Here is a 21,867-nt window from a genome sequence, read left to right as displayed (position 1 = left end):
GAGGTAAGGTGAATGAAAAAGTCAGATTTGGTACTTGGGTTATATATCCTGGCGGCTATTGTATTTTTGATTGTACCAATACCTTCTCTTTTATTGGATGTATTATTAGCACTTAATATTGCAATAGCAATGATTATCTTATTCAATGCTCTATTTTCTAGAGAAGCATTAGATATGTCAAGTTTCCCAACGGTACTGTTATTTACTACAATATTCCGTATATCGCTTAACATATCATCAACAAAGTTAATTCTTTCTACTGGTGATCCGGGTAATGTGGTTAGAACATTCGGTGAATTCGTAGGTGGTGGTGACCTTGTAATTGGTGCAATTGTTTTCTTAATCTTAATATTGGTACAGTTTATGGTTATCAATAAAGGTTCTGAAAGAGTTGCAGAAGTTACTGCAAGATTTACACTTGATGCCATGCCTGGTAAACAGATGGCGATTGATGCTGATCTGAATACTGGTGCAATTACAGACACAGAAGCAAGAGAAAGAAGAGAGAAGTTACAAGCGGAATCTGCATTCTTCGGAGCGATGGACGGTGCTACGAAATACGTTAAAGGAGATGCGACAGCGGGTTTAATTATTACAGCTATCAATATTGTTGGTGGTTTAATAACTGGTGTAATGAATCAAGGTATGCCAATGGCTGATGCGCTTCAAAAGTATACCATTCTTACTATTGGTGACGGTCTTGTAAGTCAGATACCTTCGATACTGATCTCTCTAGCAACAGGTCTATTGGTAACGAAGGTTTCCAAAGAGGCAGATCTGTCAGAAGTACTTGTTAGTCAATTGTTTTCAATACCAAAGGTATTATATATAGTTGGTGGGGCATTAATATTCTTTGGAATAGCAACTCCTCTTAATGTTATTGTATTCTGTGCATATGGTGCAGCATTTATTATATGTGGTAGAATGATCAATGCCAAGATTGAAGAGAGCAATATTGAAGATGAAGTAGCAGCCACAGAAGATAATGCGGATGAGATTCGTAAACCAGAGAATGTTACTGCGCTGTTGCAGGTTGATCCAATTGAATTGGAATTTGGTTATGGTATTATACCTTTAGCTGATGTTAACCAAGGCGGTGACTTGTTAGACCGAGTTGTTATGATCCGTAGGCAAATTGCCTTAGAACTTGGTTGTGTTGTTCCAATCATTCGATTACGTGATAACATACAATTAAATCCTAATCAATATGTAATCAAGATTAAGGGTATTCCGGTTAGTGATGGTGAGATTTTATTTGATCACTATATGGCTATGAACCCAGGATATGTTGAAGAAGAAATCACAGGAATTCCAACTTTTGAACCTTCTTTCCACCTACCTGCAATCTGGATTACAGAAAACCAAAGAGAGAGAGCAGAATCGCTTGGTTATACAGTAGTAGATCCACCTTCAATTATTGCAACACATTTAACTGAAGTTGTTAAGAATAATCTAAGCGAATTATTAAGTCGTCAAGATGTTCAAAATCTTATCAACAATGTTAAAGAAGCTAATGAGACACTTGTATCCGAGTTGGTTCCAAAACAACTTGGTGTTGGTGAAATTCAAAAAGTTCTACAGAATTTATTGCATGAAGGAATTTCAATTCGTGATTTAGTTACTATTTTTGAGACACTTGCAGATAATGCAGCTGTAACAAGAGATACAGATGTACTTACTGAATATGTACGTCAGAGCCTAAAACGAGCAATCTCAAATAAGTATTTTCCAAATGGGGAAACTACAAGTGTAGTTACTCTCGATCCACAAATCGAGCAAGAAATCATGGGCGCTGTTAAGCAAACAGAACAAGGTGCATATTTAACCTTGGATCCAGAAAAGACACAGGGAATTATGAATTCTGTTAGGGATGAAGTATCAAAGCTTGAGAATTTGGGAAGAAATCCTATTGTTATTACGTCCCCTATCGTGCGCATGTATTTTAAAAAATTGACTTCCGATTACTTTAAAGATTTGATCGTAATCTCGTATAGTGAAATTGATACAAATGTTGAATTACAATCAGTAGGGATGGTGACATCGTAGTGATAATTAAGAAATTTCAAGCGGAAACAGAGAAAGAAGCCATATTAATGGCAAAAGAAGAATTAGGTAAAGATGCAATAGTAACTAATATAAAGACTATTAAACCGAAAGGAATATATAAGTTTTTTAGACCATCAAAAGTTGAAATAACAGCAGCTGTCGACGATACAGTTAATTATGAAGAGGATAGTTTATTATCCTCTTTTCAAAAGTTAATCAACGAAAATCATTCGAATAAGCAAACAGAAACAAAAAAGGTTATTGAGAAACAATTAGATAAAGAGGAGAATCTTTTTGATGATGTAAAGTCCACATATTCATCAGAAATTGAAAAAAGATTAGATAGTCTTCAAAATTTGATTGAAAAACAGATAAAACCAACGCAAGAGAATGTAACTCTATCTATTGAAGAAGATAAGAGCAATGAAAACGAGTATATTAAGCTTATCTACAAACAGATGCTTATCAATGAAGTTGATGAAAAATACGCCAATCAAATCATTAATGAAATTGAAGCTACCTTACAAAAAGGAGCCTCAGTAGATACGGTGTTAACTAGTATATATCAAAAAATCGTGCTAAAGCTAGGACAACCAGAGACCATTGAATTAGAAGAAAAGAATACTAAATTTGTGTTCTTCATCGGTCCTACAGGGGTAGGTAAGACTACCACAATCGCTAAGATTGCTTCTGGATTTAAGATGAATAAGAATACGAAGATGGCTTTGGTTACTTCGGATACGTATCGAATTGCTGCAGTTGAACAATTAAGAATCTATGCGAATATTCTTGGAGTACCCCTAAAGGTAATCTATTCTGCTGAAGAAATGAGTCAGACAAAAGAAGAATTTGAAGATTACGATATTGTTTTAATTGATACAGCAGGAAGATCACATAAGAATACAGAACAAAAAGATGACTTAGAAGCACTTTTAGGTACCGTGGATGACTCTATGAAGGAGATTTATTTGGTATTAAGTGCGACAACAAAATATAAAGATTTGGTACGTATTACGGAAACGTATTCTACGATTGCAAACTACAGAATTATATTTACGAAACTTGATGAAACGATATGCATGGGTAATATCCTTAATGTCAAAATGATGACAGGTTCACCTTTATCTTATGTTGCTTGGGGACAAAATGTGCCAAATGATATTGGAAGGCTCGATGCGCAATTTGTTGCTAAAAAACTGTTAGGGGGCAGTGATTGATGGATCAAGCGGAAGAATTACGAAGGATGATAGAAAAAGATATGCGTAAGAACGATGTGGCAAGAGTAATCACTGTAACTAGCGGTAAGGGAGGAGTTGGTAAGACTAGCATATCCGTTAACCTTGCTGTGCAGTTAAGCCAAATTGGTAAAAGAGTAGTGATTCTAGATGCTGATTTTGGATTAGCGAATGTAGAGATTATGCTAGGTATTCGACCACAGTATAACTTGGCAGATTTAATGTTCAGGGGAAAGACTTTACGTGAAATAATTACAGAAGGACCACAAAACATTGGCTTTATATCAGGTGGATCTGGAATTGAAGAGCTTGCGAATCTAACAAGAGTTCAACTTGATGATTTGAGAAAGATGTTATATGAGTTAGATGACCTAGCGGATGTAATTATAGTAGATACGGGAGCTGGAATATCGGATAGTGTATTAGAATTCGTAGCGGCTAGTTCAGAAGTAATCTTAGTAACTACACCTGAACCGACTTCCATCACGGATGCCTATGCATTATTAAAAACACTTTCAAAACGCTCGTTGTTTTCTATAGAAGACACGGTCATAAAGATGGTTCCAAATCGAGTTGCTTCGATAGCGGAAGGGAGAGAGTTATACAATAAATTAAGCGTAGTAGTTCAGAATTTTCTACACCTTAACATCGAATTCCTTGGGGCAATACCAACCGATATGAATGTTTCGAAGGCAGTAATCAAACAGAAACCTGTGACATTAGCATATCCTAATTCAGACGCTGCTAAGGCAATTGCTGATATTGCAATAGCAGTATGTAACGAAGAATTGATTGTTGAAAAGCAACAAAAGAGAGGAATTTCGCAACTCTTCTCGAATTTAGTAAGACTAAAAAAGAACAAGATAAAATAAGATTAGCATAGAGTATCAGAATAAGGGGTAATTGTAAGAGTATGTTTACGAAATTATCATGATAAAGGGGAGCGAAAGTATATGGCAAACATGGAAAATCTTACTATCGGTGATAAAGTTAGCATATCAAAAGTTAACGAAAATGTACTCCGAGAGGAAAGTAATGAGATGTACGCATCGAAGTTAATTGAATTAAAATCAGATAACTCTATAGTTATAACAATGCCAATTTATAAAAATAGAATTATTAACCTTGAGCAAGATGGTGAATATATGTTAACGTTTTTTACGAAAACAGAGACTTATAGAGCAAAAGGAAAGATAATTCAAAAATACATAGATAAGAGTATTAAAGTTGCTGAAATCTATATATTGACGGAACTCAAACATTATCAAAGGAGAAATTATTACCGCTTAGCTTGTATTCTTGAGGCTGCATATCGTGTTATTACGCCTATGGAAGAAATGCTTCAAAAAAGAATTGATTCTAATCTAAATAAAGATGATGAAATTTATAATATGTGTAGAGAAAGTCTTAATCAATTACAAAACTATAATTTAACTGCCACAATAACTGACCTCAGTGCTGGTGGTATACGGTTCCATTCAGAGGATAAGCATACGATAAAAGATCAATTAAAGTTTAACTTTATTTTATCAGAAGGAAACCGTGAATTATTTATTGAAGTGAATGTTCGTATTATAGCTGCATCACGTATTCGTGTGAAACCAATGAATTACGAGTATCGTGCTATATTTTATGATATAACTAATGATACAAGAGAAAAAATAGTTCGTTATGTATTTGATGTACAGCGTTCTAAAAGACGACGAGATAAAGGAAATGATTAAATGAAAAAAAATATTTTGGTTGTTGATGATTCTGCACTTATGAGAAGATTGCTATCTGATATAATTAATTCAGATGATCGATTTGTGGTATCTAAAGTCGCTTTTAACGGATTAGAGGCACTTGATTATATTACCATAAATTATAGAAATATTGATGCGGTCGTCTTAGACATAAACATGCCTAAAATGAATGGATTACAGTTGATGGATAGAATCTCTAAACTGAACATTAAACTAACGGTTATTATTGTTAGTACATTAGCTAAAGAAGGTACGAAAGAAACCATACAGGCATTGGAACTTGGCGCATTTGATTTCGTTACTAAACCAGAGAGCTTTATCGAAGCGAAAGGAGACAGTTTTAAAAATCGATTAATCAATTGTCTATTAGTAGCAACCGGACAAAATTCTAACAATCAACAAACCTATAATCGAACACAAAAAGGTTCGAAAAACATTGATAATGTTATAGGTAGTAGTCTAAACAATAACACTTTCTTAAAACGTGAGTTTATGAAAGAAAAGATGAATAGTACGTTAATTACCAAAGAAAGCAAGTCTGTTAACAAAGATGCTAACAAACTAGTCGCATTGGCCTGCTCTACGGGAGGACCGAAAGCATTACAAGAAGTGATTCCATTACTGCCTAAGAATCTGAATGCAAGTTTTTTACTTGTACAGCATATGCCAGAAGGATTCACATATTCGCTAGCACAGCGACTTAACGAGATGAGTGATCTAGTTGTTAAAGAGGCAGTTGATGGTGAAGAAGTGCAAAAAGGACATGTTTATATTGCAAAAGGTGGATATCAGATGAGAATTAGAAAAGAGCGCGATAAACACTTCTTATCAGTCTCATTAGAAGCCGCAAGAGGTGGATTAAAACCTTGTGCAGATATTTTGTATGAATCAATAGTAGATTCTAATTATGATGAAATAACATGTGTCATCTTAACTGGTATGGGTGGAGATGGAACGCAAGGAATTAAGAAACTTAATGAAAACAAGAATATTTATGTTATAGCGCAAGATGAAGAAACATCTACTGTTTATGGGATGCCTAAAGTAATTGCAGAAACCGGATTGGTAGATGAAGTCGTGCCATTAAAGAAAGTTTCAGAAGCTATAACAAATCACGTGGGGGTGCTGTAAGATGGACGTTAGTCAATATCTAGAGATATTTATCGATGAAACAAAAGAACATTTACAAAATCTTAATGAACAATTACTAATTCTTGAAAAAGAACCAGATAATGTGAATACAATTAATGAAATATTCCGAGCAGCCCATTCTCTAAAAGGAATGGCTGGTACAATGGGATATAAGAGAATGCAACGTTTAACACATGATATGGAAAACGTATTCTCTGAAATTAGAAATGGTAAAATGTCCGTTGGTGCAAACTTAGTTGATGTTTTATTCCAAGGATTAGATGCACTTGAGTCTTATTTAAGTAACATATTAGATACTGCTGATGAAGGAACGGAAGATAATGAGCCTATAATCACGCAGTTAAATAAGATTCTTCAAGAAGGCATTGGTGAGAAAACAGAAGGTCAAGGTACTTCGGCTATGGCAACTCAAGCTGAAACAGTAGAAGAAAAAGAGGAATGCGCTAAGTATCAAGATCTTAGAATTGCTGATTATGAAAGTCATGCAATGTTAAAAGCAAAAGATACCGGACAAAATGTATTCGGTATTACAATCTATATTCAAGAAACTTGTATTCTCAAGGCTGCAAGAGCATTCCTAGTGTTCAAAGCATTAGAGGAATTTGGAGAAGTGATTAAATCATATCCTGAGGTTCAAGATATAGAAGATGAAAAATTCGAATTTGATTTTAGTGTAATTTTAATTACCAAGTCATCACTTGAAGAAGTAAAAGCTAAAATTCTTAATGTGTCTGAAATTAAGTCAGTATATATTGACGTGATGCAAGCACCTGAAGAAAAGAATGAAGAGAATGAAGAAGTAGAAACCACTGATAATAAAGCGGATACGGTGCAAGCAGCATCAGCAACTGCAACAGCTCCAGTGGAAAAGAAAGATACGAATCAAAGTAAAGCACAAGCAACTGCAAAACAACAGGCAAAACCTGTAGTGAATCGTTCTGTACGTGTGGATATAGAAAAACTTGATGTATTAATGAATCTAGTAAGTGAGTTAATTATTGCGAAAAACGGTTTGGTATCTATTAGTTCTGGAGACAATGAAAACCGCTCTGAAAATGCATTTAATGAACAAATTGAGTATCTTGAAAGAGTAACAACTAATTTACACGAATCCGTTATGAAAGTTCGAATGGTACCAATTGAAAGTGTTGTTAATCGATTCCCTCGTATGATACGTGATTTATCAAAGAAATTAGATAAAAAGATGGAATTATACATGACAGGTGAAGATACAGAACTTGATCGTACTGTAATTGATGAAATTGGTGATCCTTTAATGCATTTACTTCGTAATTCTGCTGATCATGGTCTTGAAAGCTCAGAAGATAGAAGAAAAGCCGGTAAACCAGAAGTTGGATCAATATTCTTAGACGCCTATCAAGATGGTAATAACGTTGTGATTGAAGTACGTGATGATGGAGCAGGTATCAATGTAGAAAAAGTGAAACAAAAAGCTATAGAAAAGGGAACGATTTCAAGAGAACAAGCTGAAACAATGACAGATAAAGATGTTATTGACTTGTTATTCCGTCCAAGCTTCTCTACTGCAGAAAAGATTACAGATGTGTCAGGAAGAGGTGTCGGTCTTGATGTTGTTAAGACAAGAATTGAAGCTCTTGGTGGTGATATAGAAGCTCGTACTAAGTTTGGCGAAGGAAGTAATTTCATCATTCGATTACCATTAACACTTGCAATTATTCAAGCATTAATGGTTGAGATTGGGCCAGAAAAATACGCGATACCACTTGGAAGTATTCAAACGATTGAAGATGTTCCTGTAAGTGATATTAAATACGTTCAAACGAAAGAAGTTATCAACTTAAGGGGAACTGTTATACCAATTATCCGTTTAGCTGATATTCTAGATGTAGAACAAACAAAAGAATCTCCTGAAAATCTTACAGTGGTTATTGTTTCTAAGGGAGACAAGCTAGCAGGTCTTGTAATTGACAATCTAATTGGACAACAAGAAATTGTTATAAAATCACTAGGAAAATATATTAACAACAATAAGATGATTGGCGGAGCAACAATCCTTGGCGATGGTGAAGTAGCCCTAATTCTTGATGTTAATACATTAGTATAGGAGGTACTTACTATGGATACAAAATTAAGAACAGAAGCAAAGCAATATATCGTTGTAAGAATTGGTAATGAACAATATGGAATTGATATTCAGAATGTAGATAACATTGTAAGGATGCAGCGTATAACAAGAGTTCCAAAGGCACAATCGTACTTTAAAGGTGTTATTAATCTAAGAGGTGAGATTATTCCAGTGATGAGTATACGTCTTAAATTTGGCCTTGAAGCAGATGAAATTACTAACGCAACAAGAATTATTATTCTTAAGTTTGACGCGCAATCTGCAATTGGAATTCTTGTAGATGAAGTTAAGGAAGTAGTAACATTAGAAGATGAAAGTATTGATAAGGTTACTTATAATGCAAAAGATGAAAAATCAATGTTTCTTAGTGGTATTGGCAAACATGGAGATAACTTAATCTCGTTGCTTAATATCGCAGGTGTTATTGTAGATAAAGAGGCTATGTAAGCTTGATATGAGAAGGGGTTGATGCAAATCCAACCCCTTTTTACGAAAGAGTATGGACTGTGAGGTGTTACTTTGGATTTAGAACATATTGATAATATGCATTTTGATGTATTGAAAGAAATCGGTAATATAGGAGCGGGCAATGCTACTACGGCATTATCACAGTTGATTAATTCTAAGGTTGATATGAAGGTGCCTGTAGTTGATCTTCTTGAATTCCGTGATTTGCCAGATACTGTAGGTGGAGCAGAAACGATAGTTGTAGGGATATTATTAACATTAGATGGTGATATAGATGGGATGATGATGTTTATGTTAGATGAAGAATCGGCACATCATCTAGTTGATATGATAGTTGGCAAAAAAACAGATGGGTCGAATGAATTTACAGAGATGGATTTATCGGCACTGAATGAAATCGGTAATATTATAGCAGGAGCGTATCTGTCATCCCTCTCTGCTTTAACTAATATGCGAATATCTGCTTCCGTACCTTACATGTCAATTGATATGGCTGGAGCAATTCTAAGTGTGCCAGCAATAGAATTTGGTAAGATAGGTGATAAAGCACTATTAATACAATCTCAATTCTGTGAAGATGATGATGAGGTTAACGGATACTTTATACTTATACCGACATTAGACTCATACGGCAAGATCATGAGTTCTTTAGGGTTATAGGTGATTTATATGGGAGAGATGATAAAAATAGGGATGGCAGATTTGAACGCCTGTAAATATCCAGGTGCTTTAACAACGCTTGGATTAGGATCTTGTGTTGGGATAGCATTGTATGATCCTTCGACTAAGGTTGGAGGGATGGCTCATATAATGCTACCGGATAGTACGAAGATACGCAAAAATGAAAACCATGCAAAATTCGCAGATACAGGTATAGATGAGTTAATAAAACAAATGATTTCATTGGGTGCAAACAAGCATAATCTTGTTGCTAAGATAGCAGGTGGAGCACAAATGTTCGCGTTTACATCGAATAATGATATGCTACGTATTGGTGACAGAAATGTAGAGGCTACAAAGGCCAAGCTATCTTCACTTGGTATAAGAGTGATCGGAGAAGATACAGGTTTGAATTATGGACGTACGATTGAATTCTATACTGAGACAGGAGACCTATTAATTAAATCTGTTGGTAAACCGATAAAGACTATATAGTGTGTTATTTCATTATGATATTTTCATAATAGGAATGGAGCATACATATGCTAATAGGCAATCAATTACTGTTAAACGTTTTAGTTATTATATTTTAGTAAATGCATGGGAATGCAACATAAAAAGTAAATTCTAGCAGGAGTGAATGTAATGAGGACAAGATATATACCATCAATAATAATGCTGCTAGCAGGAACAATAACTTGTGCTTTCTGCCTAATTAAATCTTATAGCGTTGAGTTAACGTTAGAGATTTTACTTGGTGTATTAATCATATTCTATATGATTGGATTAATAGCAAGGAACTTAATTAATAGAATTATATCAGCGGATATGAAACAACCGGAAGATATGGATGTCGCTACGGAAGGTGAAGAAACTGTAACTGTTGAAGATGACGTTACAGAGCAATAAAGGTTATTAATTAGTTAGTCCGCAGGAATGACTGAATAGTAACCAATAGTGTAATTATGAAACAGTCTTTTGGAGGCGAACATGAACGAAGAAGGAAAAAATAGATTATGGGAAGAGTACAGTAAGAGCCGAACTAGTTCTAATCGGGAGAAAATAATTCTTGAATATGCTGAATTAGTTAAAATAGTAGCTGGACGACTCAGTATGTATCTCGGATATAATGTTGAATATGATGATTTAGTGGGGTATGGAATCTTTGGACTAATAGATGCTATTGACAAATTCGATTATAGCAAGGGTGTAAAATTCGAAACCTATGCAACCTTACGTATAAGAGGAGCTATCTTAGATCAAATTCGAAAGATGGATTGGTTACCACGAACGTATCGTCAGAAACAAAAGAAGATAGATTCAGCATACCAAAAGATAGAGGCTAAATTAGGTAGAGTAGCTACTGATGAAGAATTAGCAGAAGAGTTAGAAATTACAGTTAAGGAATTAATCACATGGCAAAGTCAAACTAAGGTATCATCACTTGTATCATTAGATGAATACATTGAACACGGAAGCGATGTAAAAGTAGAAGCGAATGAAAACTCGCATTATATGCAGCCAGAGAAGTTGGTTGAACGTAATGAATTGAAAGAGATTTTATTAGTAAGTTTAGAATCATTAACGGAAAAAGAAAAGAAAGTAATAATACTGTATTATTATGAAGAATTAACATTAAAGGAAATCAGTTTATCATTGGAAGTATCAGAATCGAGAGTGTCGCAGTTACACACTAAGGCACTTCAGAAAATGAGAAGTAAAATGGGAAATAATATAGAAATATTTAATATATTTTAATAACGACAAGTTCTCTTTATCGTAAAAGGTTTCAGAGGACTTGTTTTAGTACCAAGATATAAATGTATAATAATGGAGAAGGACTGGCAGATCCTTAATGTATCTGTTAATGACGAAAGTGGGGGAATAACATGAAACAGAAAAATGGATATTTTTATTTACACATGAAAGATGACGGAGTGTATATACATCTAGTTCCCAACATGCAAGGTGGCTTATCTGTAACTATAGATGAAATATCAGCATACCTATCAAAAGTTAAGGTTAATAATTATGACATTAAAAAATTACATACAGAGGTAGTTTCTTTGGTTGAAGAAACAGAAGTTAAATTAAGTGAGGATATTATGCTACCTGTTATGGAATTGATGACAATAACCATATCAGATGATAGGAAAACTGCTTTTGCTAAATGGTATCCACCTTCAATCAATGGAAAATTATTAGATAATGAAGATATTAAATCAAATTTAACAAGAGAAGGAATTAAGTATGGGATACAAAGTACAGCTATTGCTGAATTTCTAAGAGAACGGTGCTATAACACTAATATAGTTATTGCGAAAGGCTTAGATGCTGTAGAGGGAAAGAGTGCAGTAATTAAGTATTATTTCCAGACTGATCGTACATTACAACCAAAGCATAATGAAGATGGATCCGTTGATTTTCATCAACTAGATATGATTAGTCATGTTAATAAAGATCAATTATTAGCTGAGCTAGTTCCAGCTGATGCAGGGGTTCCAGGAATTGATGTACTTGGTAATATAATACGGCCACAAAAGATTGTTAATAAGATCTTGAGACATGGAAATAACATCTACATGTCAGAGGATGGCTTAAAGATGTATTCTGGTGTATCAGGCCATGTTGAATTAGCAGATGACAAGGTTTTTGTATCGGATACACTGGAAGTACTAGCCGATGTTGATACTTCAACAGGCGATATTACATATGACGGGAATGTTTATGTAAAGGGGAATGTTAGAACTGGATTTACGGTACGAGCAAAAGGTGATATTATTGTAGATGGTGTTGTTGAAGGAGCAAAATTATATAGTGAGGGACATATTATTTTAAAACGTGGAATTCAAGGTATGAATCGCGGACTTCTACAAGCTGAGGGTAACATATTAAGTAAGTTCATTGAAAGTTCAACTGTTAAGTCGGGTGGCTATGTTGATACTGAAACAATCCTACACAGTAAGGTATATGCTAGGACAGATGTTGTTGTTAGTGGTAGGAAAGGCTTAGTAACTGGTGGGGAGATTAAAGCGGGTTCGCTTATTCGCTTAAAAACTGCGGGATCAACTATGGGTACTTCTACAGTACTTGAAGTGGGAGTTGACCCAACATTAGTCGATTCATATAGAGATTGTGAAGTGAAAATTGTATCACTGCAAGAAGAAAAAGATAAAATAGTTCAAATTCTAACGTTATTTAAGAAAAAGGTTATGTGTGGAGAGAAACTATCAACTGAGAAATTACAACATTTACAAAAATTGTCGATACAAAATGCTGAATTAGATAAAGTGCTTGAACCATTAATAAAACAATACGATCAATTGCAAGAGAAGATGGAAGAAAATATTAATGGTAAAGTTGTAGTAGAAAACATGGCGTATTCGGGTGTGCGTATATCAATTGGAAGTGTAGTATACATTATTAAGACTACAGAACATCATTGCCAGTTTGTTAAAGATAGAGCGGATATTAAGGTGTTAGGTTTGAATTAGCCTATAGAAAGGGAGGATCTTATGTCAATTTCTCAAGTAGATATGTTAACATTGGTACCTCGTACAAACGAAGTGTCTCAAATTAGACATGTTGAGATGCAGCGACCTGCACAAGAACAAGCGCAGATGAACAGTATGTTTCAACAACACATAAAGCATGAACAGAACAAAACGGTGGAAACTAAAAAGGGTGAATACAAAGAAATGCGTTATGATGCGAAAGAAAAAGGGAATGGACAATCATTAGGAGAGAGAAACAAGAAGGGGAAAAAGAAACAAGAAGAAACCCATGTTAATACTCCTCCTACTAATAGAAGTTCATTTGATATTAAAATATAAGCTAGGAGAAAGTATATGACGGTATTTGAGGTATGCATGTTAATTCTTGGTTTAGTCTTAATTGGAGTAAGTTTCTTTTTCACAGAGAAGGTTACTTCTAAGGGGAAAAAGGAAGAAGTGACTAATTCAATAATAGGACTAGATGAGGAGCATTTACTTGTAATACAAAACACGCTGGAAGAAAATTTAGAAAAGATATCAGAAGCAACCATTGTTAAGACGGAAAACGATCTTAATAAGGTAACTAATGAAAAAATAATGGCTATTAGTGAGTATTCAGAGCAGATTCTTGAGAAGATAGAGCAAAACCATATGGAAGTAGTGTTCCTGTATAATATGCTTAATGAAAAAGAAAATGCTATGAAAGAAAATTATTGTAAGAAAGAAAACAAAACAAAGGATTCAGAATCTAAAAGTAACGATTTAGAAAACCAAACAGATACTAATAATTCAACTGTAATAGATAGTAAAGTCACAGAGCCAGAGAGAGAGATTCAAGGTATTAATGACGAAGAGGCAGCTATGCTTGTTAATAATACGAATTATTCATATAATGAACAAGAATTTACAGATGAAGATAAACAAAATAACAACCAAGAGATTATGAAGTTATATACGCAAGGGAAGAGTATTACTGAAATTGCTAAGACTTTAGATTTAGGAAAAGGCGAAGTGAGTTTCGTATTAAATCTTTATAAGCAGAATTAATTTGTTATTGGTTAGGAAGGTTTGGTTCGCATATGAAATTAAAACTAAGATACTTTATTCGTGGGCTAGGAATGGGGATTGTATTCACAGCTATTGTAATGTCGCTGTCATTACAAGCCTCTCGTAGCAGAATAATAAGAGAAAATGCATTAACAAAAGAAGAAATTATGGAAAAAGCCATGGGTTATGGAATGATAATGAATGCATCGGACGATACTACTTCTGTTGAACAAAATGATTCAAAAGAAGAACAAAGCCAAGAAAAAAAACAAGATGCAAAAGAAGAACAAGATGCAAAAGATGAACAAGATGCAAAAGATGAACAAGATGCAGAAGACGATCAATTAAAAGAATCCAATGATGATGATCAACAAAATAATAAAGATGGTAATGATAAAGTAGAATCCGATATGGACTCAACGAAAGATAAGGGTATGATAATATCCATTGACTATACTCCAATTAAAATCACTTCCGGGATGACAGCTACTAGCGTGGGAAAGTTGTTAAATGAAAAGGGAGTTATAGAAGATATAGATGAATTTCGTATCTATATGTCAGAACAAGGTTATTCAAGCAAAATACTAGTTGGAGAATACCTGATTCCCCTGGATGCTACTTATAAGAAGATAGCGGATATAATTACAAGAAAGAAATAGCAGTTATCTGATTGCTATCACTAGAAGAGTAGAGTCTTATTAGCAAGAATTAAAATAAAGTAAAAAAAGCTTGTCATATGTAAATTCATGTGATATACTTGCTATGTTAAAATACACGTATATTGATTTCTGACAGGGTGCCGTAATGGTCTGTTAGTAAGTTGAAATATACGGAAGAAATCAACCAAATGGAGGTAAATTATGAGCGTTATATCAATGAAACAATTACTTGAAGCTGGTGTACATTTCGGACACCAAACTAGAAGATGGAACCCTAAAATGGCAGAGTACATCTACACTGAAAGAAACGGTATCTATATTATCGATTTACAAAAATCTGTAGGTAAAGTAGATGAAGCTTACAATGCTATTAAAGATATCGTAGCTGATGGTGGTACTGTTCTTTTCGTTGGTACTAAGAAACAAGCTCAAGATTCTGTTAAATCAGAAGCTGAACGTTGCGGAATGTACTATGTAAACGAAAGATGGTTAGGCGGTATGCTTACAAACTTCAAGACTATCCAAGGTAGAATTGAAAGATTAAAAGCTATCGAAACTATGGCAGAAGACGGAACTTTCGAAGTTCTTCCTAAGAAAGAAGTTATCAATCTTAAGAAAGAGCAAGAAAAACTTGAAAAGAATCTTGGTGGTATCAAGAACATGAAGAACATCCCAGATGCAATCTTCGTTGTTGATCCTAAGAAAGAAAGAATCTGTATTCAAGAAGCACATACATTAGGAATTCCACTAATTGGTATCGCTGATACTAACTGTGATCCAGAAGAATTAGATTTCGTAATTCCTGGTAATGATGATGCAATCAGAGCAGTTAAATTAATCGTTGCTAAGATGGCTGATGCAGTTATCGAAGCTAATCAAGGTGCTCAATTAAACGATGAAGCTCCTGTTGAAGAAGCAGTAGAAGCTTAATCTGATTATTCATACCCATAATGGGCTTGCGATAATGCTTCAGCCAGGGTTACCCGGTTGAAGCATTATTCATGATAATAGAAAGTTCGCAAAGCGTACTTTCTATTGTTTATGAATAAATTAATACTTTGCATGTCAATTCTATGAATGATGTGTATTAGTTTTGTATTATAAAGAGAGCGTTTACGCTACTCATAATAAGAATAAAAAACGGAAACGTAAATTATAACGGAGGTATTCGAACATGGCTATTACAGCGTCAATGGTAAAAGAACTTAGAGAAATGACAGGTGCAGGAATGATGGATTGTAAAAAAGCTCTTGCACAAACTGATGGTGATATGGACAAAGCAGTAGAATTCTTAAGAGAAAAAGGACTAGCTGCAGCTGAAAAGAAAGCTGGTAGAATCGCAGCTGAAGGTCTTGTAGCAACTAACGTATCTGCAGATGGTAAAGTAGCTTCTATCGTAGAAGTTAACAGTGAAACAGATTTCGTTGCTAAAAACGAAAAATTCCAAAGCTATGTAGCAGATGTAGCAGCTCAAGCAGCTTCAACTACAGCTACAGATATCGAAGCTTTCTTATCAGAAGCTTGGGCTCCTGATACAAATATGACAGTTAAAGAAGCTCTAGCTGCTCAAATCGCTGTTATCGGTGAAAACATGAACATCAGAAGATTCGAAAAAATCGTTGCTGAAAACGGATTTGTTGAATCATACATCCACGCTGGTGGTAGAGTAGGTGTTTTAGTTGAAGTTGAAACTACTGTAGTGAATGACCAAACTAAGACTGTTGCTAAAGATGTAGCTATGCAAATCGCTGCTATCGCTCCTAAATATTTATCATCTGATGAAGTTCCAGCTGATTACAAAGAGCACGAAAAAGAAATCTTAAAAGCTCAAGCTATGAACGAAAACCCAGATAAACCAGAAAACATCATTGAAAAAATGATCATTGGTCGTTTAAACAAACAATTAAAAGAAGTTTGTTTATTAGAACAAGCTTTCATCAAAGATGAAGACTTAACAGTAAAAAAATATGTTGAAACAGCTGCTAAAGAAATCGGTGCTGATATCACAATTAAGAGCTTCGTTCGTTTCGAAACTGGCGAAGGTATCGAAAAGAAATCAGAAGATTTTGCTGCAGAAGTTGCTGCTCAAATGGCTAAATAAGCGAAGTTTTCAATATAATATAATTTAAACTTACAGAGGCTCCAAACGCCTTATATTATCGGTTTTTACATGATATATAAGGTGTTTGGGGCCTTTTTGCTATCTTCTAAAATATACCGAGATCGAATACAGAACTACATTCTTCAGCAGAAGGAGGGAGTGTGTCTAAGTATATGCGATATATTAGACAACAAATTGACTACATGCAAGAGAATCGGACAAAAGTGAGAAATATATAGAATTATATGTTGACTGCTTTGTTTAATGCTTCGTCGATGATTAATATGTATTATCAGGTGAAAGTTAATAATGAGAGTTAATATCGTCGTTACGTTATAACACATATAAAAGAATATTGTGTAGAAAAGAAAATGATAGTTTAAGTAACTATGGAACATTGAAAACTGAATATTGATAGTTGGTTGGATAAATGGTATTATAAACATTATTTAATTAACACAGAAAATACATGAGGTGAGTATAATGGCAAGAGCAAAATATCAGGTATTAATTATTCCGTACTACATAGAAAATGACACTGTGAAATATGGTATCTTTCATAGAAGCGATATGGATGCATGGCAATTCATTGCTGGAGGTGGTGAAGATGAAGATGTATCTGAGTTAGTCTCAGCAAAACGAGAAGCGTATGAAGAAGCTGGTATAGATATGAGCAGTAAGTATAGTGCTTTAGATACAATTAGTAGTATACCGACTTCTTGTTTTAGTAAAGCAAGAAAAGTATGGGGAGAAGAATGTCTTGTTATCCCAGAATATTCTTTTGCAGTTAACTTAGATAGAACAAAGTTGGAATTATCTCATGAACATATAGAATATGAATGGGTTGGTTATGAAATTGCAAACAAACGACTTCAATATGATAGTAATAAGACTGCATTGTGGGAATTAGATAATAAAATAAAGTTAGGATTGATTAAGTAATTCTAGTTTTATGAGAAGCTTTATACAGAATAATTTAATACGTACACCCAGACTACCAACTATTAATATAGAGTTGGTAGTTTTTTTACCTAAAATTCGAAATTGTTAATTGATATTTGGAGGAGGCAGATAATGAGAAAATCATACAAAGTAGAAGATATGGTATACACACTAAAAGGTAAACCTTATGACTTGTTTAACACTAAAACCAACAAAAGTATAGAATTAAATAGTTTAAATCCATATCAGCGTTCATTGTTATGTATGTGCCATGAAAACTTTAATACTGGATACAATACGGAATTACAAGAAAATGGAATTTTAATTATTAATTTAAAGTGATATTTTAGTGGAGGTAGTATTTGTGAAAGATGGAAATAAAATAGCAAAACAATGTAAACATGCAATTGGAGGTAAAGTTAATGCAATTGGAGAAGTACTATGCTTCTGTGAACTTACTGACAATTTGGAGAATGTAACACTTGGAGAGTGCATTGGAAATTGTGAATCACAAGAAGAGTAAATTAGGATCTAGTGGAGGAAGAAGAATGATAAATGAAGAGAAAAATGGAGTTGACCCAAATGAAGATTGTGGAACGTTTAGATGCATTTACAGATGTGAAGATTGTCCTTTTGGAATACCAGACATAGTAGATTCAGACTCAACTAAGCATAGCTGTTAAATTTGATATTTTAGAGAACTAAGTACATTGATAACTTAATATTGATAGTTGGTATAATATGTAGTATTCTTCTTTTTGTAAAGTTATTTATAAATAATGATATAATTTGATTTTGATGAAGGGAGTATAAGAGAATGCGTGTGAAAAGAAAATCTATTGGAACACATTATTCGATGTGTGTTCAACCAACATTTATTATTGGTACATACAACGAGAATGGTAATCCGGATTTTGCACCTATTACATGGATTAGTGTTACTTGTGAAGGGGAGGATTACTTACTTGTTGTTAGTATGTATGGTACTAAGCAAACAAAGCAGAATATAGTAAGAACAAAACAACTTTCTGTAAATTTAGTAAGTACCGATATGCTGGAGTTAGTAGATTATTTTGGAAGTACATCAGGGAAAGATAGGTGGAAAAATGATATTTCCTATTCATATACTGTAAGTGAATATGTTCATGCGCCTTTGTTGGATTCTAGCCGCTGGATATATGAATGTGAAGTATCAGAAGTAGTAAAAACAGGGGAATCAGATACATTCTTTTGTCGTATAAAAAATATTCAAATTGATGAAGATATCAAAGTAGGAGATACTTTTGAAATTGATTTGGTAGAATTTAAGCCGGTGATATATTCAGGACAGTATCATTCCATCGGAAAGAACCTTGGGAAAATTGGAGACTTCTATAAGAAATGAGGAATAGATAAATTCCAGTTGTAGAATTTATTTGAGCATAATCATAAGGTAACAAATAAATATCTTTTTACTACCAACTATCAGTATTGAGTTGGTAGTTTTTTTATGTAAAAATAAAAAAGTTAGTAAGGTAAACTAAAATTTGAAACTGAAAATTGATATTAAGAAAGTGAGGTGATTAATGGATACAGTAATTAGGTGCATTGAAAAATGAATATTGATAGTTAGTGGCAGCATTGGAGTATAGAGTTAGATGCGAATTTTTGGAGTAATAAGTTTTATGATAATTATTTTACAGATGCATTAGAATATTTCAATTACATATTTAAGATTAAAGATATTAAAAAACAGGGAGAACCAATTAATATTTACATTACATTTGAGACAACACCAATGATAGGTCCACATATTCCTGTAGGTGTTGATGAAATTACTTATAAAGTGGATGCATCTGGGACCAAAACGTTGGTGAATTTTATTCATAAGAAATCGTACGAAATACCCTTACGGTTCCAACCTAATATGATTAAACCCTATCCCTAAACAAAAAGTTAGTATATAAATAATTATAGTTTGCTTGTGGCATTTAATTTTAGTTTAGAATTAGCAGAAAAATAGAAAATGCAATAGTTTGAAAATAATACCTATTATATTTGCGATTTTCACTATAGTGTATTAAATATATTTAATTTGTGTTGAAGAACACAAAATCTGCTAAGTGAGTTGGACCTTAGCTTACTTAAGATTGGTGTATATAGATATACCAGTCTTTTTGTTTGCGTTTTTTACGTATTCCATTCTACGTTACTCGCATAGGGGAATAAATCTTATTTATATAAAAAAATATCGATTTTCTACGAATAGATGTATACAACAACTTTTCAAAATCATATTATTAATATGTATTTTTAGTCGAAGGTGAATAATGTAAATTAATATAATTAAATGTAATATTGATACTATAGAAAGGATGTTAATGTTAGGACTTAACGATGTAAGAGTACATTAAAAAACTGAATATTGATAGTTAATGAAATGACTGGTATTATATTTAGTAAGTTTAATAATTAACACCCTGAGATAGGAATTTAACAAATTAGAATTTATGGAGGAGAAAACTATGAATATGAAACTTGTTTACCAACCCCCGACTGCAGAAGATTATGTGAATCTTAGGTTACGATCTGGTATGGGTAATAAAAATCTAAAAAGAAGCCAGATTGCCTTAGAAAACTCCTTGTTCACGTCATCCCTATATGATGAGGAAAAACTTGTTGCGTTTGGCAGAGTAGTTGGTGACAGTGGCATAACCTATGTGGTGAGTGATATTATGGTAGATGAAGAGTATCAGCGAAATGGTTTTGCGGAGCAGATTATGAAAGAAATTGATAATTATTTTGAAGAACATACACATGAAGATAGTTATATTTGTCTGATAGCAAATCATCCTGCTGATAAACTTTACTGTAAACATCGATTTGAATATTTACCAGAAAACAGATGTGGGATGTTACGAAACCAAAGATAATCTATTCAGTATGGTATAATATAATTATTGATTTCTGTGTAACATCATAAGAAATATGCGAAGCAAAGTTTTAACATTTAGATAAAATCAATTGGGGGGAGTATTGTTATGATTAATGGGAAACGATTAGATATTAATGTGGGGGTATTGAAAATATTGGTTATTGTTCTTATTATCTATATTGCGATAAACCTTTTATTTAAGTATTTAATTAAATCAAATAAGATAAAAGCAAGCAAAGTATCAAGAATATTTTATACAGATGACGAAAAATTCATTATAAATTGGGAGAAGAATAGAAAAAAAGGTAAACTTTTATATCTATTATATAGTTTTATGACTAATAGTTTAGTGTTTTTGGTAACTTATCTATTCTGTTTTGTGGTCTTAGGTAGTGATTTTAATTTGTCTGTACTCAGTGGGTATTTAATCGGTAATCTGATTGGCTTACCCATTAGCTGGAATAGGAATGAAGAAAGATATTATATGTTATTGAATAATAAATAGGACATTTTCTATTATGTAAGGCAGGATAGAGATTAATTTGAACAAGGGGCTGTCGCTTCAACGATTGAAAAATCGTAAAGCGGCAGCTCTTTTTTACTTAAAAAACTTATTTATGCTACATATTGCAATAATATCTACTTTATCCATAAAAAGTGTTACTCTAACTAACCCATAATAAGGTCTGAGAACCAACTATTGCACTAATTTTACGATATATTTTAAAGAGTAGAACATTTATATTTAAGATTTCATAATATGAATAAAAAAGGAAACTATTATGTTTGTAACTGAAAAGTATGAAATTTTTATTTCTTTCATAGGAAGAAATCTACCAGAAAGAGAATATATCGTGGAAGTATGGAATCAAGCAATATATGAGGAGTATCATAAATCAGGTATTTATATAAATGTTTCAATAGATGAAAGCTCGCTTGCATGTGTGGGTTGTTCTAAAGGAGAAAAAGGATTTATAATAACTGCGATACGTAATCCGGTACAAACACCTGATCAAGAGAGTTATTATTATTCACTAGGTAGTGTTTTGTTTAATGTAAGAAAAACTCTGGGTTCACCATATACTTTGGTTATAAACGAGGAGACAAAAATATCATATTTCCCATATGATCCAAAAGCAGGTCGCTAAGACCTGTTATGTGAAAGGGACATGCTTTATAAAGGTTAATTAAAAAGGCCCACCTACTAAGATGGGCCGTAAAAGTCAAATATTATTGTGAGCAGTACTTAGAAATTAAATCTAATAAGTCGCTTAAGTTACAAGAACTGAAAAAATTA

The 21,867-nt window shown here is 33.4% G+C and carries 25 protein-coding genes; all 25 read left to right on the top strand.

The window, feature by feature from the left end; all coding sequences use genetic code 11:
• Positions 1-12 precede the first annotated feature (12 nt).
• Positions 13-2,046, top strand: a complete 2,034-nt coding sequence (gene flhA / locus BUB90_RS01310) for a flagellar biosynthesis protein FlhA (RefSeq protein WP_073281935.1) — start codon at positions 13-15, stop codon at positions 2,044-2,046.
• Complete coding sequence (gene flhF / locus BUB90_RS01305) at positions 2,046-3,263, top strand: flagellar biosynthesis protein FlhF (protein ID WP_073281933.1); 1,218 nt, start codon at positions 2,046-2,048, stop codon at positions 3,261-3,263. The genes flhA and flhF overlap by 1 nt, the downstream gene beginning before the upstream one ends.
• A complete protein-coding gene (locus tag BUB90_RS01300) occupies positions 3,263-4,153 on the top strand; it encodes a MinD/ParA family protein (RefSeq protein WP_073281930.1) in 891 nt (296 codons plus the stop codon). Before flhF ends, BUB90_RS01300 begins: the two co-directional genes overlap by 1 nt.
• An 81-nt stretch (positions 4,154-4,234) precedes the next feature.
• The gene (locus BUB90_RS01295) at positions 4,235-5,005 is read left to right on the top strand and encodes a flagellar brake protein (protein WP_073281928.1); all 771 of its coding nucleotides are present in this window, start codon (positions 4,235-4,237) and stop codon (positions 5,003-5,005) included.
• On the top strand, positions 5,006-6,157 hold the full coding sequence (cheB, locus tag BUB90_RS01290) for a chemotaxis-specific protein-glutamate methyltransferase CheB (protein ID WP_073281925.1): 1,152 nt from the start codon (positions 5,006-5,008) through the stop codon (positions 6,155-6,157). It abuts the gene before it with no gap.
• Position 6,158: 1 nt separating this feature from the next.
• Positions 6,159-8,264, top strand: a complete 2,106-nt coding sequence (locus tag BUB90_RS01285; RefSeq protein WP_073281923.1) for a chemotaxis protein CheA — start codon at positions 6,159-6,161, stop codon at positions 8,262-8,264.
• A gap of 12 nt (positions 8,265-8,276) precedes the next feature.
• Positions 8,277-8,732: a chemotaxis protein CheW gene (locus tag BUB90_RS01280; RefSeq protein ID WP_073281921.1), complete on the top strand. Its 456-nt coding sequence runs from the start codon at positions 8,277-8,279 to the stop codon at positions 8,730-8,732.
• Between the two features lie 72 nt (positions 8,733-8,804).
• Positions 8,805-9,413, top strand: coding sequence for a chemotaxis protein CheC (locus tag BUB90_RS01275; protein WP_330393717.1), 609 nt, complete (start codon positions 8,805-8,807; stop codon positions 9,411-9,413).
• A 9-nt stretch (positions 9,414-9,422) separates the two neighbouring features.
• Positions 9,423-9,908: a chemotaxis protein CheD gene (locus tag BUB90_RS01270; protein ID WP_073281919.1), complete on the top strand. Its 486-nt coding sequence runs from the start codon at positions 9,423-9,425 to the stop codon at positions 9,906-9,908.
• Positions 9,909-10,058: 150 nt separating this feature from the next.
• Positions 10,059-10,322: a hypothetical protein gene (locus BUB90_RS01265; protein ID WP_073281917.1), complete on the top strand. Its 264-nt coding sequence runs from the start codon at positions 10,059-10,061 to the stop codon at positions 10,320-10,322.
• An 81-nt stretch (positions 10,323-10,403) separates the two neighbouring features.
• On the top strand, positions 10,404-11,171 hold the full coding sequence (locus tag BUB90_RS01260) for a FliA/WhiG family RNA polymerase sigma factor (protein ID WP_073281915.1): 768 nt from the start codon (positions 10,404-10,406) through the stop codon (positions 11,169-11,171).
• A gap of 131 nt (positions 11,172-11,302) precedes the next feature.
• Positions 11,303-12,907 carry a DUF342 domain-containing protein gene (locus BUB90_RS01255; RefSeq protein WP_073281913.1) on the top strand — a complete coding sequence of 535 codons (1,605 nt, stop codon included), beginning with the start codon at positions 11,303-11,305 and terminating at the stop codon, positions 12,905-12,907.
• Between the two features lie 21 nt (positions 12,908-12,928).
• Positions 12,929-13,246, top strand: coding sequence for a hypothetical protein (locus tag BUB90_RS01250; RefSeq protein ID WP_073281911.1), 318 nt, complete (start codon positions 12,929-12,931; stop codon positions 13,244-13,246).
• Positions 13,247-13,261: 15 nt separating this feature from the next.
• The gene (locus tag BUB90_RS01245) at positions 13,262-13,954 is read left to right on the top strand and encodes a DUF6115 domain-containing protein (RefSeq protein ID WP_073281909.1); all 693 of its coding nucleotides are present in this window, start codon (positions 13,262-13,264) and stop codon (positions 13,952-13,954) included.
• Positions 13,955-13,986: 32 nt separating this feature from the next.
• Complete coding sequence (locus tag BUB90_RS01240) at positions 13,987-14,613, top strand: hypothetical protein (RefSeq protein WP_073281907.1); 627 nt, start codon at positions 13,987-13,989, stop codon at positions 14,611-14,613.
• A 201-nt stretch (positions 14,614-14,814) separates the two neighbouring features.
• On the top strand, positions 14,815-15,543 hold the full coding sequence (gene rpsB, locus BUB90_RS01235) for a 30S ribosomal protein S2 (RefSeq protein WP_073281905.1): 729 nt from the start codon (positions 14,815-14,817) through the stop codon (positions 15,541-15,543).
• Positions 15,544-15,787: 244 nt separating this feature from the next.
• Positions 15,788-16,714 carry a translation elongation factor Ts gene (gene tsf / locus BUB90_RS01230; RefSeq protein ID WP_073281903.1) on the top strand — a complete coding sequence of 309 codons (927 nt, stop codon included), beginning with the start codon at positions 15,788-15,790 and terminating at the stop codon, positions 16,712-16,714.
• 483 nt (positions 16,715-17,197) lie between these two features.
• Positions 17,198-17,656 (top strand): NUDIX hydrolase, encoded by a 459-nt coding sequence (locus BUB90_RS01225; protein WP_073281901.1) that lies wholly within the window; start codon positions 17,198-17,200, stop codon positions 17,654-17,656.
• 132 nt (positions 17,657-17,788) lie between these two features.
• Positions 17,789-17,998 (top strand): hypothetical protein, encoded by a 210-nt coding sequence (locus tag BUB90_RS01220; RefSeq protein WP_073281899.1) that lies wholly within the window; start codon positions 17,789-17,791, stop codon positions 17,996-17,998.
• A 22-nt stretch (positions 17,999-18,020) separates the two neighbouring features.
• A complete protein-coding gene (locus tag BUB90_RS23365; RefSeq protein WP_170865420.1) occupies positions 18,021-18,179 on the top strand; it encodes a hypothetical protein in 159 nt (52 codons plus the stop codon).
• 294 nt (positions 18,180-18,473) lie between these two features.
• Complete coding sequence (locus BUB90_RS01215) at positions 18,474-19,040, top strand: flavin reductase family protein (RefSeq protein WP_073281897.1); 567 nt, start codon at positions 18,474-18,476, stop codon at positions 19,038-19,040.
• A gap of 243 nt (positions 19,041-19,283) precedes the next feature.
• Positions 19,284-19,583 carry a DUF3888 domain-containing protein gene (locus BUB90_RS24370; protein WP_084139022.1) on the top strand — a complete coding sequence of 100 codons (300 nt, stop codon included), beginning with the start codon at positions 19,284-19,286 and terminating at the stop codon, positions 19,581-19,583.
• 577 nt (positions 19,584-20,160) lie between these two features.
• A complete protein-coding gene (locus BUB90_RS01205; RefSeq protein ID WP_242952453.1) occupies positions 20,161-20,568 on the top strand; it encodes a GNAT family N-acetyltransferase in 408 nt (135 codons plus the stop codon).
• A 108-nt stretch (positions 20,569-20,676) separates the two neighbouring features.
• On the top strand, positions 20,677-21,075 hold the full coding sequence (locus BUB90_RS01200) for a hypothetical protein (RefSeq protein ID WP_073281894.1): 399 nt from the start codon (positions 20,677-20,679) through the stop codon (positions 21,073-21,075).
• Positions 21,076-21,352: 277 nt separating this feature from the next.
• Positions 21,353-21,718, top strand: coding sequence for a hypothetical protein (locus BUB90_RS01195; protein ID WP_073281892.1), 366 nt, complete (start codon positions 21,353-21,355; stop codon positions 21,716-21,718).
• The last annotated feature ends 149 nt before the right edge of the window (positions 21,719-21,867 follow it).

The organism is Anaerosporobacter mobilis DSM 15930 (assembly GCF_900142955.1).
Taxonomy (GTDB): Bacteria; Bacillota; Clostridia; order Lachnospirales; family Lachnospiraceae; genus Anaerosporobacter; species Anaerosporobacter mobilis.
This window is presented reverse-complemented; position numbering and strand designations above follow the sequence as displayed.

Coding starts and splice junctions, on each gene's coding strand:
- BUB90_RS01260 (WP_073281915.1), top strand. CDS start 10,404: ATGAACGAAGAAGGAAAAAATAGATTATGGGAAGAGTACAGTAAGAGC.
- BUB90_RS01265 (WP_073281917.1), top strand. CDS start 10,059: ATGAGGACAAGATATATACCATCAATAATAATGCTGCTAGCAGGAACA.
- BUB90_RS01200 (WP_073281894.1), top strand. CDS start 20,677: ATGATTAATGGGAAACGATTAGATATTAATGTGGGGGTATTGAAAATA.
- BUB90_RS01270 (WP_073281919.1), top strand. CDS start 9,423: ATGGGAGAGATGATAAAAATAGGGATGGCAGATTTGAACGCCTGTAAA.
- BUB90_RS01225 (WP_073281901.1), top strand. CDS start 17,198: ATGGCAAGAGCAAAATATCAGGTATTAATTATTCCGTACTACATAGAA.
- cheB (WP_073281925.1), top strand. CDS start 5,006: ATGAAAAAAAATATTTTGGTTGTTGATGATTCTGCACTTATGAGAAGA.
- BUB90_RS01245 (WP_073281909.1), top strand. CDS start 13,262: ATGACGGTATTTGAGGTATGCATGTTAATTCTTGGTTTAGTCTTAATT.
- BUB90_RS01280 (WP_073281921.1), top strand. CDS start 8,277: ATGGATACAAAATTAAGAACAGAAGCAAAGCAATATATCGTTGTAAGA.
- BUB90_RS01300 (WP_073281930.1), top strand. CDS start 3,263: ATGGATCAAGCGGAAGAATTACGAAGGATGATAGAAAAAGATATGCGT.
- BUB90_RS01215 (WP_073281897.1), top strand. CDS start 18,474: ATGCGTGTGAAAAGAAAATCTATTGGAACACATTATTCGATGTGTGTT.
- BUB90_RS01285 (WP_073281923.1), top strand. CDS start 6,159: ATGGACGTTAGTCAATATCTAGAGATATTTATCGATGAAACAAAAGAA.
- BUB90_RS01205 (WP_242952453.1), top strand. CDS start 20,161: ATGAATATGAAACTTGTTTACCAACCCCCGACTGCAGAAGATTATGTG.
- BUB90_RS01240 (WP_073281907.1), top strand. CDS start 13,987: ATGAAATTAAAACTAAGATACTTTATTCGTGGGCTAGGAATGGGGATT.
- tsf (WP_073281903.1), top strand. CDS start 15,788: ATGGCTATTACAGCGTCAATGGTAAAAGAACTTAGAGAAATGACAGGT.
- BUB90_RS01250 (WP_073281911.1), top strand. CDS start 12,929: ATGTCAATTTCTCAAGTAGATATGTTAACATTGGTACCTCGTACAAAC.
- rpsB (WP_073281905.1), top strand. CDS start 14,815: ATGAGCGTTATATCAATGAAACAATTACTTGAAGCTGGTGTACATTTC.
- BUB90_RS01255 (WP_073281913.1), top strand. CDS start 11,303: ATGAAACAGAAAAATGGATATTTTTATTTACACATGAAAGATGACGGA.
- BUB90_RS01195 (WP_073281892.1), top strand. CDS start 21,353: ATGTTTGTAACTGAAAAGTATGAAATTTTTATTTCTTTCATAGGAAGA.
- flhA (WP_073281935.1), top strand. CDS start 13: ATGAAAAAGTCAGATTTGGTACTTGGGTTATATATCCTGGCGGCTATT.
- BUB90_RS01295 (WP_073281928.1), top strand. CDS start 4,235: ATGGCAAACATGGAAAATCTTACTATCGGTGATAAAGTTAGCATATCA.
- BUB90_RS01220 (WP_073281899.1), top strand. CDS start 17,789: ATGAGAAAATCATACAAAGTAGAAGATATGGTATACACACTAAAAGGT.